Annotated in this window: 16 protein-coding genes; 8 read left to right on the top strand and 8 right to left on the bottom strand. The window is 53.2% G+C overall.

Translation table 11 applies throughout. The features are described from left to right. Positions 1–6: 6 nt before the first annotated feature. Positions 7–318 carry a DnaJ family domain-containing protein gene (locus tag PJE062_RS16755; protein WP_083416766.1) on the bottom strand — a complete coding sequence of 104 codons (312 nt, stop codon included), beginning with the start codon at positions 316–318 and terminating at the stop codon, positions 7–9. Between the two features lie 237 nt (positions 319–555). Between PJE062_RS16755 and PJE062_RS16750 the strand changes: the two genes are divergently transcribed. Further along, the gene (locus PJE062_RS16750) at positions 556–1,053 is read left to right on the top strand and encodes a hypothetical protein (protein WP_008550264.1); all 498 of its coding nucleotides are present in this window, start codon (positions 556–558) and stop codon (positions 1,051–1,053) included. Between the two features lie 61 nt (positions 1,054–1,114). Here the strand turns inward: PJE062_RS16750 and thpR are convergent, their stop codons facing one another. The 3 genes from thpR to PJE062_RS16735 form a co-directional block, all read right to left on the bottom strand. Continuing rightward, positions 1,115–1,651: an RNA 2',3'-cyclic phosphodiesterase gene (gene thpR / locus PJE062_RS16745; RefSeq protein WP_008550734.1), complete on the bottom strand. Its 537-nt coding sequence runs from the start codon at positions 1,649–1,651 to the stop codon at positions 1,115–1,117. Between the two features lie 187 nt (positions 1,652–1,838). Then, entirely contained in the window at positions 1,839–2,891 is a 1,053-nt protein-coding gene (locus PJE062_RS16740; protein ID WP_037037424.1) for an aldo/keto reductase, read from the bottom strand. A 279-nt stretch (positions 2,892–3,170) separates the two neighbouring features. Further along, entirely contained in the window at positions 3,171–3,851 is a 681-nt protein-coding gene (locus PJE062_RS16735) for an arylesterase (RefSeq protein WP_008550302.1), read from the bottom strand. A gap of 151 nt (positions 3,852–4,002) precedes the next feature. Here PJE062_RS16735 and PJE062_RS16730 point away from each other — a divergent pair, with 151 nt between their 5' ends. The 6 genes from PJE062_RS16730 (at position 4,003) to PJE062_RS16705 (ending at position 9,988) form a co-directional block, all read left to right on the top strand. Continuing rightward, on the top strand, positions 4,003–4,710 hold the full coding sequence (locus PJE062_RS16730; protein ID WP_008550455.1) for an ABC transporter ATP-binding protein: 708 nt from the start codon (positions 4,003–4,005) through the stop codon (positions 4,708–4,710). Then, a complete protein-coding gene (locus PJE062_RS16725) occupies positions 4,707–7,280 on the top strand; it encodes an ABC transporter permease (RefSeq protein WP_008550135.1) in 2,574 nt (857 codons plus the stop codon). The genes PJE062_RS16730 and PJE062_RS16725 overlap by 4 nt, the downstream gene beginning before the upstream one ends. A 335-nt stretch (positions 7,281–7,615) precedes the next feature. Continuing rightward, positions 7,616–8,365 (top strand): Bax inhibitor-1/YccA family protein, encoded by a 750-nt coding sequence (locus tag PJE062_RS16720; protein ID WP_008550595.1) that lies wholly within the window; start codon positions 7,616–7,618, stop codon positions 8,363–8,365. 134 nt (positions 8,366–8,499) lie between these two features. Beyond that, positions 8,500–8,850: a hypothetical protein gene (locus PJE062_RS16715; protein WP_008550492.1), complete on the top strand. Its 351-nt coding sequence runs from the start codon at positions 8,500–8,502 to the stop codon at positions 8,848–8,850. 177 nt (positions 8,851–9,027) lie between these two features. Further along, positions 9,028–9,555, top strand: coding sequence for a Panacea domain-containing protein (locus tag PJE062_RS16710; protein WP_128647485.1), 528 nt, complete (start codon positions 9,028–9,030; stop codon positions 9,553–9,555). Continuing rightward, positions 9,545–9,988 (top strand): hypothetical protein, encoded by a 444-nt coding sequence (locus PJE062_RS16705; RefSeq protein ID WP_008550420.1) that lies wholly within the window; start codon positions 9,545–9,547, stop codon positions 9,986–9,988. The genes PJE062_RS16710 and PJE062_RS16705 overlap by 11 nt, the downstream gene beginning before the upstream one ends. Positions 9,989–10,002: 14 nt before the next feature. Here the strand turns inward: PJE062_RS16705 and PJE062_RS16700 are convergent, their stop codons facing one another. The 4 genes from PJE062_RS16700 to PJE062_RS16685 all read right to left on the bottom strand — a co-directional run bounded on the left by PJE062_RS16700 (position 10,003) and on the right by PJE062_RS16685 (position 12,692). Then, the gene (locus PJE062_RS16700) at positions 10,003–11,235 is read right to left on the bottom strand and encodes an HlyD family secretion protein (protein WP_008550426.1); all 1,233 of its coding nucleotides are present in this window, start codon (positions 11,233–11,235) and stop codon (positions 10,003–10,005) included. Further along, the gene (locus PJE062_RS16695; protein ID WP_008550375.1) at positions 11,228–11,590 is read right to left on the bottom strand and encodes a hypothetical protein; all 363 of its coding nucleotides are present in this window, start codon (positions 11,588–11,590) and stop codon (positions 11,228–11,230) included. The genes PJE062_RS16700 and PJE062_RS16695 overlap by 8 nt, the downstream gene beginning before the upstream one ends. A gap of 183 nt (positions 11,591–11,773) precedes the next feature. After that, positions 11,774–12,268 carry a GAF domain-containing protein gene (locus PJE062_RS16690; RefSeq protein WP_208982358.1) on the bottom strand — a complete coding sequence of 165 codons (495 nt, stop codon included), beginning with the start codon at positions 12,266–12,268 and terminating at the stop codon, positions 11,774–11,776. Positions 12,269–12,359: 91 nt separating this feature from the next. Further along, entirely contained in the window at positions 12,360–12,692 is a 333-nt protein-coding gene (locus PJE062_RS16685) for a helix-turn-helix transcriptional regulator (RefSeq protein WP_037037331.1), read from the bottom strand. Positions 12,693–12,805: 113 nt separating this feature from the next. Here PJE062_RS16685 and PJE062_RS16680 point away from each other — a divergent pair, with 113 nt between their 5' ends. Then, the gene (locus PJE062_RS16680; protein WP_008550427.1) at positions 12,806–13,720 is read left to right on the top strand and encodes a permease; all 915 of its coding nucleotides are present in this window, start codon (positions 12,806–12,808) and stop codon (positions 13,718–13,720) included. The last annotated feature ends 24 nt before the right edge of the window (positions 13,721–13,744 follow it).

The following is a 13,744-nucleotide window of genomic DNA, read 5'->3' as shown; positions in this document are numbered from 1 at the left end:
GCGCGATTACTTGCGTCGCGCTTCTTCATAAACTGAAAGTTCAAGGCGCTTATCCATGAGCGCCTTTCTTATTTCAAAACGCTCGTCACTTTTGGTCGTGGTTTTAAGCTGGTCTTCCAATGTGGAGATCTCACGGCGCAGCGTCAATTCTCCCTGAATGCTACCACCAGCCCCATTCACAACACTCATTTGCGCACTACGAGCAAAGTTTGTCCCGGACCTTCTGGGGATTGGTTTTCCCTCACCTTCAAGGTGATCCATAGAACCATTCATCTGTGATCGGCGTATTTGTTGCTCGATTAGTCGATCTATTCCCATAAAACAGACCTCTATCCTTTGTTTTTATTAGAGCATTCTGTCCGAACACTATGGCTGCAAAGTGGTCATTTGCAATTTTTCTTAATTTTATCGATGAATGCAATTAACTCACAGTCGCACTAAATTATCGATTTTAACTTTATGGTAACAATTACACCATCCACAGTTGCATTATGCAATTTACACGCTACATTTTAGTTAAATTTTTATTTAATTTATATCGAAATGGAGAACGCGATGTTGCGGCCTCTTATTGTTGCAAGTTGTTTCTTAGGGTCAGCATTGGTTTTAGCTGGCAGCACCTGGGCACTCACACAGACCCGTGCCACCGGTCCTGGCCTTACGCAAATCAGCGCTCCTTCTAAAAATGCATTGAAGCCAATTACGGGCGATAGCAAACTAAAGCCCTACCCGGCCAAGTCTGCTCTGAAGCCACTGAAAGCTAAATCCAAGCTCGTGCGTTATGAGCCAAAATCCAAGCTCATCCGCTATCCAGTCAAAACAGCTAGTAAGACCATTCCACCTCAGCCAAAATCACTGACTTACGCGCATGTGACAGGTGTTCTCAGCTATATTCCACGCGAGGAACTGGACGAGCTTCTCGCTTTCCTCAACAAGGACATCTACCAGCTCACAGAAACACACTCAGCAGCAGGGCTGGTGCATCAGACCTCGTGGCGGCTAGAGCAGCAAGGCGACCAGATGATGGAGAAGGTCTCCTCCTACCTGCCATAAGCAGCTCATTTTGCAGAGGCGAGCAACACAAGCACGCCTCTTTACACTCGCACCAGCTGCATCAAGCAGCCAACGGATAGCTCTCCTCCACCAGATACGGCCCGCCACCCACTGCCGCTTTCGCGGAATAGAGCACAAACCGCCCAGCGGTAAACGCAGGCGCAGAAAACTCACCACGCATCTCAAGCCAATGCGCCAATTCTCCGGATGAAGTTCCCCTCAATCGAGCCAGAGTGACATGCGGTGTATATTTGCGACGTTCCGCTTGTAGGCCGAGACGTTGCAAAATGCGCTCTTGCTCGGCTTGCAATTCCGCAAGTTCTTGAGTCGGCTCTACGCGCGCCCAAAGCGCATGAGGCTTGCTTCCCCCAAACGTTCCAAGCCCGGTCAGCTTGATCGTCAGCGGTGCACGATGAACTCGCGCCAGCTCATAGGCAACTTCATCAGCAATGCGATCATCAATGTCGCCAATAAATCGCAATGTGATGTGGTAGTTTTCGGGGTCGACCCAACGAGCGCCGCGCAGTCCTCCGCGCATGAGGCTCAACATCATCCCGGTGCTCGATGGCAGCTCAAGGCCAGTAAAAAGGCGAGGCATATCAGGACCCTCCGCTAATGCAGATGATAAATTAGCTCACGTTTAGCGCCAGAGTACAAGCAGAAAATCACAGCTCTACGAACATCAGGGGATTTTCTATCCAACCCCATTCACAAAAAAGCCGAAGCCCCTCACAGGCTCCGGCTTCCTATTAGTCGTCAGAGAGCGAAAACAGTTGCCTTGTCCATTATGGACAAGGGTTAGTGTACTGCAGGTGGATCTCGTTGATCCGCTTTTCCATCTCTTCTGTGATTTCAAAATCAGCAGCACCAATGTCTGTCGCCAGCTGTTCCATGTTGGTCGCACCGATGATTACGGAGGTCACGAAGGAACGGGAATGCGCAAACGCCAGCGCCATCACGGAAGGATCAATGCCCAGTTCCGCTGCCAGATCGCAATACGCATCAATCGCCTGCTGACCAAAAGCATTCTCATAACGGCCAAGGCGTTTGAACAAGGTCTTGCGCGCACCAGCAGGCAGAGCACCATTGCGGTACTTACCAGTCAGATAACCCTGTGCCAGTGAGGAGTAAGCCAGCAGGCCAACATTCTCACGATGGGCAATCTCAGCGCCACCCACTTCAAACAGGCGGTTCACCAAAGAATATGCATTTTGGATGGACTGAACGCGCGGAAGACCACGAGCTTCAGATTCCTGCACAAACTTCATGGTGCCCCATGGGCTTTCGTTAGAAAGACCGATGTGACGAACCTTACCGGCTTGCACCAGCTCCTGCAGAACCTCAAGGGTTTCATGGATCGCGTTTTCATCTTCAGCCGGTTCCACAGCCTGCCAGATGTTGCTGACAGAACCGAAACCGGAAACATTACGGTCTGGCCAGTGCAGCTGGTACAGGTCGATGTAGTCTGTCTGCAAACGCTTCAGGCTGCCATCAACCGCTTCCATGATCTGCGCGCGGGACAGCTGGCTGGTGGAACCATCCTTACGGTGCCAGTCCTGCACAGAACGGCCAACAACCTTGGTTGCCAGAACGACTTTGTCACGGTTGCCGGATTTCTTGAACCAGGTACCGATAATCTCTTCTGTACGACCCTTTGTCTCCGGCTTAGGCGGAACAGCATAAAGCTCTGCGGTGTCAAAGAAATTGATGCCCTTCTCCAGAGCATAATCCATCTGAGCGTGACCTTCAGCTTCGGTGTTCTGTTCACCCCATGTCATCGTACCAAGACAGATACTGGAGACGTTGAGGTCTGTACGCCCCAATCTACGAAATTCCATATATTCCCCGTTTGCAGCCCAAGGCCGCTTCTTGTTTTTCACGCCCCTCTGCCGGGCGTAGAGGACACTGATCCCGCCTCGTCCAAAGACAAGAGATCACGCCCCGAATTCGCTGCTGAATCTGCCATTGGATGGAGGTCGGCAGAGAAAGAGGCTCAGCGATCATCACCAAGCGCTCTTTGAAAAGTAGGCAGTGTTTTTCCGACAAGAAGGCGCAGTAAGTCAATACTTTAAAGCAGACTCTGCGTACCAGCATTAAGTCGGAGTGCTCTCAGCCTCTCAAGATTTAGTCTGTTCGATGAGCATTTCAACGGAAGGCAGGATCTTTTCGACAATGATCGAAACGCCCTCACCCGTCGGGTGCATGCCATCCCCAAGATTCAGCTTTGGCTCCGCTGCCACACCATCCAGAAAGAACGGATAAAGCAGCGCATCATGCTTTTCAGCCAGATCACCGTAAATGGAGTTGAACTCCTGACCATACCGATCCCCCAGATTTGGCGGTGCCATCATACCGGCAAGCAACACCGGAATATCGCGGGAACTCAAGCGAGCCAGCATTGCATCAAGGTTTTTGCGGGTTGTTGAAGGATCCAGACCACGCAGCGCATCATTGGCACCCAGCTCAAGGATCACACCATCAACATCATCACCGATAGACCAGTCCAACCGGGAAAGGCCGCCTGAGGTGGTATCACCAGAAACACCAGCATTCACAATCGTGATGTTGTAGCCCCGCTCTTGCAGGGCTTTTTCCAGTTTGACAGGAAAGGCATCTTCGGGCGGTAACTGATAGCCAGCGGTCAGACTATCTCCAAACGCAACCAGCTTCACCGGCTCAGCTCCATCCTGCGCCATTCCGGCAGAAGCACTCGTAAGAGCAAGGCCCAGCGCAACAACGGCACCACTGAAAAAACGTAGCACACCAGATTTAGCTTCAACTTTTCGTGATCCAGACATTCAAATACCTTAGATTTTTTAAAACCGAGCTGGACGATGCAATCCACCCTACCCATATGCTTCCCAAGTGCGGCTGCGACAAGAGCAGCCAAGCAATTTATTATAAGATGTAATTCAGGGATTTGCATCGCCTGCACATCAAGGTGGAAGAATGACAGGTAATCCGGCACTAGACTTAAACGGCGTTCATCTTAGCCTGGGCCACGGCGCAGGCCGCACCCATATTCTTAAAGGCATTGATCTTTCTATCAACACTGGCGAAAGCGTTGGCCTCGTCGGCCCATCCGGCTCAGGCAAATCTACCCTGCTTATGGTCATGGCAGGCCTCGAACGAGCTGACAAAGGCACCGTAAAGGCCGCCGGACAAGAACTCGGCGCTATGAGCGAAGACGAGCTTGCCCGCTTCCGTGGCCAGAACGTTGGCATCATCTTCCAGTCCTTCCACCTAGTCCCGAACATGACCGCTCTGGAAAATGTTGCTGTTCCGCTTGAGCTTTCCGGCGACCCCAAAGCCTTTGAGCGTGCGAAAGAAGAGCTTGAAGCTGTTGGCCTTGGTCACCGCCTCAACCACTATCCAACCCAGCTATCAGGTGGTGAGCAGCAGCGCGTCGCCGTTGCCCGCGCTCTCGTCACCAACCCGGAAATCCTCATCGCCGATGAACCAACCGGCAACCTGGACGAAACAACAGGTGAACAGATCATCGAGCTGATGTTCAACGCGCAGGAACGCAAGAACACCACGCTGGTCCTCGTCACCCACGATCCATCTCTGGCAGACCGCTGCCAGCGTAAGATCCGCGTGCATTCCGGCACCATCGATGAAGAAACACCAGCCGTGCGAGAGGTGCGTGCGCGATGAGCCAAACCACCTCCAACGGCTATCAACCCGGCTTTGGCCTTGCAGCCCGCTTCGCCCTGCGCGAAATGCGGGGTGGCCTCAAAGGGTTCTACGTCTTCATCGCCTGTATCGCACTGGGTGTTGCCGCCATCGCTGGCGTTGCCTCCTTCTCCCGTGCATTGACGGAAGGCATCTCCGCAGAAGGTCAGGCTATTCTGGGCGGTGATCTCTCCTTCTCTCTGATCCACCGCGAAGCCACACCAGATCAGCTGGCTCACCTGAACAGACTGGGCACCACCTCCCAGATCTCTAGCCTGCGCGCCATGGCTCGCACAGATTCAGCGGGTAACCAGACTCTTGTAGAACTGAAGGCGGTTGATAATCCCTACCCTCTTATCGGCAATTTTGAGCTCACCTCCGGCAAAGAACTGCAAGAAACCATCAATGGCAGAACCGAGGGCCTGCGCAACGCAGTGGCAGAAGTTGCCCTCCTCGCACGCCTTGGTCTTGAAGTTGGCGACGAGATCTCCGTCGGCAAAACCAACTTCCGCATCGCCGACACCATTGAGCTGGAACCGGACAAACTCTCTTCCGGCATGACGGTAGGCCCACGCCTCCTCATCTCACAGGAAGCTTTGCAGGATACCGGCCTGGTCCAGCCCGGCTCGCTGATCCGCTATATCTACCGCGTCCGCATGGGCTACAACGTGCCAGAAGCGCAGTTGCAGCAAGCCATTGATCAGACAAACACTCTGTTCCCAGATGCAGGCTGGCGCATCCGCTCCAAACTGGAAGCAGCTCCAAGCCTGCAGCGAAACATCCAACGCTTTGCTCAGTTCCTCACACTCATCGGCATCACCTCCCTTGTGGTTGGCGGTGTTGGCGTCGCGAATGCTGTACGCAGCTACATGGACACCCGCCGTGAAGTCATCGCCAGCTTCAAATGCCTTGGCGCCTCAGGCGGATTTGTCTTCAAGGTTTACGTCATCCAGATGATGGTCCTCGCCACCATCGGCATTGTGGTTGGAATGGCGCTGGGAGCCCTGATCCCACTCGTCGCCATGGCAGCCTTGCAATCCATCTTGCCTATCAACGCAGTGCAGGCAGTTTACCCGCTCCAACTGCTGCTTGGCATGGCATACGGTTACCTGACTGCCCTCGCCTTCGCGCTCTGGCCACTTGGCAGAGCCCACGACATCGCGCCGACAGTTCTGTTCCGCGATGAAGTGAGCACCCGTAGCCGCTATCCAAAGCCGCTCTACATCGCAGGGGCTGCGGTCACGCTGGTTCTGCTGGCAGGCCTTGCGCTCGTCATGGCCTACGACAAAACCATCGCCCTCATCTTCATCGGTGCATGTACAGGCACTTATCTATTGTTGCTGGTAGTTGCCCGCCTCATCATGGCAGCAGCCCGCAAAGTGCCAACAGTTCGCTCAACCGAGCTGCGTCTGGCAATCACCAACATCTACCGCCCCGGTGCGTTGACACCTTCGGTCGTGCTCTCTCTCGGCCTTGGCCTGTCTCTGCTCGTTGCACTTGCCCTCATTGATGGCAACCTGCGCCGCGAGCTCAATCAGGCTGCACAGGAACAGGCACCGAGCTTCTTCTTCGTAGACATCCAGAACCACGAAAAAGACGCCTTCCAGTCTCTAATCGCAGAAAAGGCAGCTGGCACAGAGTTCAACGCTGTCCCAATGCTCCGTGGCCACATCGTTTCGCTGAAAGGCATTCCGGCTGCGGACTACCCAGCTCCACCTGAAGCAGAATGGATCCTGCGCGGCGACCGCGGCATTACTTACTCCGAGACGCTGCCAGAAAACTCAGTCATCACGGCTGGTGAATGGTGGCCGAAGGATTATACCGGCGAACCGCTGGTTTCCTTCTCTGATGACAATGCTCGCGAACTGGGCCTGAAGGTCGGCGATACGGTCACTGTGAACGTCCTCGGACGCCAGATCACAGCAAAGATCGCCAACTTCCGCACGGTGGACTGGGAAAGCATGTCCATCAACTTCGTGATGATCTTCTCGCCCAACACCTTTGCAGGCGCACCGCACACCCATCTGGCAACCGTCGGCTGGCCGGGCGAAGCCACCCTGCAACAGGAGCTGGATCTGCTGAAGGAAGTCACACAAGCCTTCCCAACCATCACTTCGATCCGGGTGAAAGACGCCATCGCACAGGTGAATGAGCTTGTTGGTCAGTTGGCATGGGCCATCCGCGGCGCCTCCTCCATCACGCTTCTTGCAAGTGTGCTTGTACTGGCTGGTGCATTGGCCGCAGGACACCAGAGCCGCATCTATGATGCTGTCATCCTGAAAACACTGGGTGCCACACGTGGCCGTCTCATCAAGGCATATATTCTCGAATATCTGATCCTTGGTGGAACCACCGCTATTTTCGCCCTGTTTGCGGGTTCTCTGGCCGCTTACTTCATCATCACCGGCGTGATGGAAGGCACTTTCACCCTGCTGCCGATCACCGCAATTGCGGCCATCATCGGTGCTCTCATCTTCACAGTTGGCTTCGGTCTGCTGGGCACCTGGAGAGTGTTGGGAGAAAAACCTGCACCCGTTTTACGAAATCTGTAAAACTCCGTGGACTGCATCAAGTAAAAAAACGTTGATCGACGCAGATGCAGTCCACATCTCTCAGAATTATTTATTAACAGACCAACTCTTCTATTTTCCGGCTAAGGTCTTGCAGCACCTGCAACATTACAATCGGTTAATAATAGGGTCCGGTTTTACCAAGTTTATACCAAAAGACCTTGTCGTGAGGGCCAATTCTACAAAAATCAGTAGGGTGCACCCTTGTCTTACGCCCTTTTTCCTACCATATTTGCTGATATGTAACTCGGGTCAGTCACCCGTGCTGTTTGGTGCGTCCAACAGCGAATATGTGTTTAACAAGAGAGAGGATCCACATGGCGACCTTCGACCGCAATAATTCTACGCGGTATGGAATGGCTGGCTCTCATGCCAATGCAGCCGCATTTGACGCTGGTCTGCGCGCCTACATGCTTCGCGTTTACAACTACATGGCGATCGGTATCGCAATTACCGGCGTTGTAGCTTATGCAGCCTTCCAGATGGCTGTTTCTAACGGAGCACTGACAGAATTCGGTGTATTGCTGTTCACCAGCCCTCTGCGCTGGGTAGTAATGCTTGCTCCTCTTGGCTTCGTGTTCTTCTTGAGCGCACGTATCCATAAGATGAGCGCATCAGGTGCACAGCTTGCATTCTGGCTCTTTGCTGGCGCGATGGGTCTGTCCTTGTCGTCGATCTTCCTCGTCTACACTGGTAACTCCATTGCTCGTGTATTCTTCATCACCGCAGCTTCCTTTGGCGCGCTGAGCCTGTTCGGCTACACCACCAAGAAAGACCTCTCCGCATGGGGCTCCTTCTTGTTCATGGGCCTGATCGGCATCATCATCGCGTCTCTGGTCAACCTGTTCCTTGCTTCTTCTGCTCTTCAGTTCGCGATCTCCGTGGTTGGCGTTCTGGTGTTCGCAGGCCTCACCGCTTACGACACTCAGCAGATCAAGGAAATGTATGCTGCTGTTGATGACAGCGAAGTAGCAGGCAAGAAAGCCATTATGGGCGCCCTGCGTCTGTACCTGGACTTCATCAACCTGTTCATCATGCTTCTGTCCTTGTTCGGCAACCGCGAGTAATCGCAGCCGCTATCAGGCGTACACTTCAAAGAAAGCCCGAGGCACCCGCCCCGGGCTTTTTTCTTGGCCAAGGACCAACGCAGATATAGGCTTCAACCACACGCCCTCCGATGCCCCACGCAGCAGGACACCAAATGTACGGACCGCTCTCACTCTTCTATTGGTATGAACGCAAAGTCTTCCAGTTCAGAGACTTCCACAAAGCCGACACGACCATCGCCGAGCGCTACTACATGATCGTGGGAATTCTGACCGCCATCGCAGCTATCGCAATCGCCTTCGTTATGCCCGTCATGCTGTTTCTTGCAGGAATTGCCTATGTCCTGCTGCAACCATTTAGCTACATAATCAATCGGGCCAAACAGAAACAAAACAGCGTTTACAACTCAGCTTTCCCGCGGAAGCGGTGGTACGGTGCAGCAAATCAATGGAAACCTAACACTGTGCAATCCGCCTTGGTAAAAGCCGTATTCCCTGATTTATAGCCAGTAAAATGCAGCCAACACGCACAGATAACCACAACGTAACCGCTTAGTTTTCAGGGGTACAACCAAATTTCACTAGCCAAGATCAGTAAGAAGATTTATTTTCTTAACGTAGCGTATCATATGTTTTTCTAAGCAATTTTCTGCTTGTTCCAACAGCATTTGTAGGGGCAAAAAATGCCAAGACATTCGCCTTGTGCCATCGCCAATGAATTTTTAAGACGTCGTGGTAGTCCTACCTACCCTTCCCAGATGTACATTCAAAAGCTGGTGGCGATCGCGAACGGATGGAACCTCGCAATCAACGGCGAGCCTCTAGTCAGCGAAGCACCGCAAGCATGGGTCAACGGCCCGGTCTTCAGGCAGATATGGGACTTTGTGAAGGAAGGCGGCTTCAAGGGGCCAAACAGCGAAATCGTTGACCCCATCACAGGCCAGATCATCACCTCAAAAATAAGCGGCAATGAGGAAGAAATCCTCGATCACGTTTGGAAGAAGTACCGCAACTACACACCACAGCAACTGTCAGATCTCACCCATCAGGCGAATTCTCCATGGGCCTATGCCTATTTTGAAAAGGGGAGAAACGCAGAAATCGATACAGAACGCACCCGGCAATACTACATCAAACTCGCCTTAGCGGGCCGCTCCAATGCAGAACAGGAGCAGGCCCTACAAACAGCGGGTCGGATCAATGCCGCCTAACGACACTTTCGACGACACGCTCGACAAACCTCTCACCGTTGATGACATCGACGCTGCAGCCCTCAAGCTGCCCATAGAGGTCGACCCTCCAGCCAAGATCGGCATGGAGCAGCTGCTGAAAGACCGGCAGGCCCTTTCTGACGACAACACCCAGCTGCAGAACGAGCTCATGGAGCTCAAATCCAAACTCGCCACCAAACGCGAGCTGGACGCTCTTATCAAACCCTACGCAGGCAAAGCCTACTGGTTCATGTGCGTCTATTGCGGCACCGTAGCGCTCATCCTCGTGCTCGCAGGCTTCAAGAACGTCTACGGCAACTCGTTCATTCTGGCAGACAGCGTGCTGGAGTTCCTCGTAGGAAGCACAGCAACCACTGTCATCGGCCTTGTCGGCATGGTCCTCACCGGCATCTTTGTCGGCGCCAGAAAGTAGCGCATCTCCACCAATCAGTGACCGGAAAGCACCAGCACCTTCACAGGGAAGGCAAGCGCCTGGAAGCGTAGGATCAGCGCATGCATGATCGAGGTGGCATCCACCATGTGATAGTAGAGCCCACCCCAGAAGCCGAACTCACCCGCCGCAATCTGCTCACCATAATTGCTGTAAGCATTGGCAATGCACTTACTGCCCGGAGGGATACCCTTCGTATCATCCTCATAAAGCGGCTCCATGATCACCAACAGCGTACCGGGGCGCGAAACATCCTGCGCATCCACCAGCTGATCTGTCGGGCGGAACTGACCGGAGGAGATAAAGTCCTGCGTATCAACCACCACCATGGGGATGACCTCAAAGGGTCGCGACGCACAGGTGATCTCTGCCGCCATCCCAACTTTGATCACAGAGGCCGTAATCTGACCAAACCCAGCCTGAAACCGCCCACGCCCTGTTGAATCCGGCACAAGGATACCAGCTGGGCGCAGAATAGGACTGACAATATCCCCCGGTTGCAGAATGAACTGGGTCACCACACCATCAACACCGGCATACACAAACTTCTTGTGATAGGCCGACTCCGCCTGATGCAGTCTGGCAATCGCACTTGTCCGCTGCGCTGGCAGGCTCACGGTAATTTTCGTCTGCACGATGTCCCGGTTAGCAACAGCCGCATCCAGCTGCCCTTTGCGCACCACCACCTGGTTTTCACGCGTATCAATTTCTTTCTGCGTCACCACATCAGAGTTGCGCCGCTGTAGATCCAACGTCCGCTCCAGCTCACTGACTGCCTGATTGTAGGCACCCTGCGCCTGAGAGATCATAGCTTCCGCGCTGATCAGCTCAGAGTTTGCCAAAGCAATCTCGGCATCAATCTCATCCACTTCACTCTGCGCCGTATCCACCTGCGCCTTCTCCGTGGAGGAATCCAGCGTAAACAGCAGCTGCCCGGCTTTCACCTGCTGATTGTTCTCCACCATCACCAGATCAACTCGTCCGGCAGTTTCCGGCAGAATGGAAACGGTGCGGTACAATGACAGCACATTGGATGTGGTTGGATGATAGAAGAAAACCAACGTGATCAAGGCAATGGTCAGCATCAGCGCACCGGTTATCCCCCAGCGCAGCTCGTACCACACAGTGAAGAACGTAATCTCGTGCCCGATCCGCTTGCCCTGCCGATAACGACGAAACAGATAGTCCGGCAGGATCGTAACAAGCGAGCAAAGAAGAAACTCAATCATCCTGTTTCTTCCCCTTTATCGTCTTGCGCAGAGAGTTGGCGATGGTGTTCAGCGGCGTCTCGTAATCCGGCAGGTTGATCGCAGCCAGCAGCAGCGCGGCAATCCAGAAGTAGTTGTTATGCGTGAACAGCGCGAGCACCGCCAATATGGCCACGATCTGCATATGCGATCGCCCATACTTGTGCGCCATCTTCTCTGGCAAAGCATGAAGAGAAAAGTAAAAGACACCCGCCAGCAACACCGCACCAATAGCAATGAAGATGGTAACCACCATCAAAACATCTGTGCTGCCCGGTGCAGTGATAAAGATTGGAAGGTGCCCAGCGAATTGCTCATGTTCGCCACCAGAAGCCATAGCCAATACCGCTCGTCTCTCAGGGGTTGCATGGTGCCAGCGCAGAACGCAGACGGAATGGAGCATCTTTCATGCCCCGTTCATGGTTACCCTGAGAGAAACAAATCGGGAGAAACTCGGCGAAAATGGAAGGTTTCCGGCCTTAAGGTAAAAGCCCCCTAAGCGAAAACAGGCGAATTCAAATCAAACAGCTGCCAGCTCTTCCCGCGCTTTCAAAAACAGCGGAGCCAGTGCTTGAGACAAGGCAAAACTCTTTTCCGCATCAGCGTCCGTATAGGCATGGTCTGCATCCAACAGGTTCACGGTGCCAATCACCTCGCCCTGCGCCACCACAGGCAGGTTCAGCGTTGCACCTAGCCCCATGGCTGCAATCTTTTCATGATCAGGAAAGTAGTCTTTCACATCCTCAATGGTGTAGCCAAGAAACGGCTTCTGCTGCACCAGCACCCGCTCATACCAGCCACCCTCTTTCTCAATCGGCTTGGTGCCGGATGTGCCGTAGGAATTCTCAGCACTGGAATACAGCCGCACAACATGACTGCCATCCGGATGTGTCACCGTCAGCGTAAAAAGCTTGTAGCCGGGAAACTTGGAAAACAGCACGCCCGCTTTTTGCGCAGCCTCCTGCAAGCTGGAACTTTCTGCCACAGCCTGCACAAATTCATTATGATCAACCACTTCAAATACCCGCAATTGTGAAATGCAGATACTCTAGCGGCTCTCAGAGGCTCATCAAGTCAGTGAAACTCAACAAAGCCTCAATCACGGATCATCCGCGCTTCAGCTCTTTAAGATCATTGTCGTCTGTATGGAACTTGTCATCAATGCAGCACTCAGCACGTAAGAACTGCAGAACTTCATCCAACTGCTCAAACTGCGCAACGCAATAAAGCACTCGCCCCTCACGCCGCTGTTTAATCAACCCGGCAGAGGCCAAACCAGACAAATGATGAGACAGCGTTGAGCCTGGAATTTCCAGTTCTTCCTGCAATGTACCCACGGCAAGGCCCTTATAGCCAGCTTTTACAAGCCGCTTGTAGATTGCAAGCCGTGTCACATGTCCAAGCTCTTTCAAAGCCTTAGCCGTTTTCTCGATATCCATCTCATTCACCAGTCATTCTTATATTTCGATATTACTAGAAATATCTTGACATGAAAAGCTTTCATTCTATTATTTCGATAAATCCGGAAATATCGTAATAAGGATTACATCCAATGTCACTGTCCTCTGAAATGCTCATAAGCAGTCTGGAGATGTTCGCATTCCTTGCTGTTGAACTAACCATCCTCTTTCTGGCAATCAGCTACTTCGTCGGCATCTTGCAGGAGTACATTCCGCCAAGCCGCGTGCAGAAGATCCTCAGCAGCCAAAACGGCAAAGGCTATGTCACAGCAGCAGCACTTGGCGTCATCACCCCATTTTGCTCCTGCTCCACCATTCCGTTCCTGAAGGGTCTGCTCCGCGCCCGCGCAGGTTTCGGCACCATGATGGTTTTCCTATTCGCCAGCCCACTGCTGAACCCGGTCATCATTGGCCTGTTCGCCATCACCTTCGGCATTCAGGTAACTGTGTTCTACTTCACCATCGCATTGGCAGTCTCCGTCATCGCGGGCTACACGCTGGAAAAGCTTGGCTTTGAAAAGTTCGTGAAAGAAGAAGCCTACGCGGCCCCATCCACTTCCTCCTGTGGCAGCAGCTGCGGAGGCAGCGCACCGGTGCAGAGCAAATGGGCAAGAGTTTGGAATTCAACTTGGACAGATTTCAAAAAGGTCCTGCCATACCTCATCGGCGGCATCGCCATTGGCTCCGTCATCTACGGCTTCATGCCGACAGACTTGGTGTCCTCATGGGCAGGAAAAGATAACGTCTTCGCCATTCCGGTCGCAGCCGTCATCGGCATCCCGCTCTACATCCGCGCTGAGGCCGTCATTCCACTCACCGCAGCACTGGCTGGCAAAGGCATGGGACTAGGCGCCATCATGGCCCTCATCATCGGCAGCGCAGGCGCCAGCCTGACAGAGGTGATCTTGCTAAAATCCCTCTTCAAAAACCAGATGATCGCTGCTTTTCTGGTCGTCATTCTGGGAATGGCAGTGAGCGCAGGCGTGCTGTACTCGCTGATCTTTTGATCCCAGAAAGCACCAGAAACGCTG

Source organism: Pseudovibrio sp. JE062, assembly GCF_000156235.1.
In the GTDB taxonomy this organism is placed as follows: domain Bacteria; phylum Pseudomonadota; class Alphaproteobacteria; order Rhizobiales; family Stappiaceae; genus Pseudovibrio.
This window is presented reverse-complemented; position numbering and strand designations above follow the sequence as displayed.

Excerpts from the sequence above, each read along its gene's own strand:
- PJE062_RS16755 (WP_083416766.1), bottom strand. The coding sequence starts at position 318 with ATGGGAATAGATCGACTAATCGAGCAACAAATACGCCGATCACAGATG.
- PJE062_RS16750 (WP_008550264.1), top strand. The coding sequence starts at position 556 with ATGTTGCGGCCTCTTATTGTTGCAAGTTGTTTCTTAGGGTCAGCATTG.
- thpR (WP_008550734.1), bottom strand. The coding sequence starts at position 1,651 with ATGCCTCGCCTTTTTACTGGCCTTGAGCTGCCATCGAGCACCGGGATG.
- PJE062_RS16740 (WP_037037424.1), bottom strand. The coding sequence starts at position 2,891 with ATGGAATTTCGTAGATTGGGGCGTACAGACCTCAACGTCTCCAGTATC.
- PJE062_RS16735 (WP_008550302.1), bottom strand. The coding sequence starts at position 3,851 with ATGTCTGGATCACGAAAAGTTGAAGCTAAATCTGGTGTGCTACGTTTT.
- PJE062_RS16730 (WP_008550455.1), top strand. The coding sequence starts at position 4,003 with ATGACAGGTAATCCGGCACTAGACTTAAACGGCGTTCATCTTAGCCTG.
- PJE062_RS16725 (WP_008550135.1), top strand. The coding sequence starts at position 4,707 with ATGAGCCAAACCACCTCCAACGGCTATCAACCCGGCTTTGGCCTTGCA.
- PJE062_RS16720 (WP_008550595.1), top strand. The coding sequence starts at position 7,616 with ATGGCGACCTTCGACCGCAATAATTCTACGCGGTATGGAATGGCTGGC.
- PJE062_RS16715 (WP_008550492.1), top strand. The coding sequence starts at position 8,500 with ATGTACGGACCGCTCTCACTCTTCTATTGGTATGAACGCAAAGTCTTC.
- PJE062_RS16710 (WP_128647485.1), top strand. The coding sequence starts at position 9,028 with ATGCCAAGACATTCGCCTTGTGCCATCGCCAATGAATTTTTAAGACGT.
- PJE062_RS16705 (WP_008550420.1), top strand. The coding sequence starts at position 9,545 with ATGCCGCCTAACGACACTTTCGACGACACGCTCGACAAACCTCTCACC.
- PJE062_RS16700 (WP_008550426.1), bottom strand. The coding sequence starts at position 11,235 with ATGATTGAGTTTCTTCTTTGCTCGCTTGTTACGATCCTGCCGGACTAT.
- PJE062_RS16695 (WP_008550375.1), bottom strand. The coding sequence starts at position 11,590 with ATGGCTTCTGGTGGCGAACATGAGCAATTCGCTGGGCACCTTCCAATC.
- PJE062_RS16685 (WP_037037331.1), bottom strand. The coding sequence starts at position 12,692 with ATGGATATCGAGAAAACGGCTAAGGCTTTGAAAGAGCTTGGACATGTG.
- PJE062_RS16680 (WP_008550427.1), top strand. The coding sequence starts at position 12,806 with ATGTCACTGTCCTCTGAAATGCTCATAAGCAGTCTGGAGATGTTCGCA.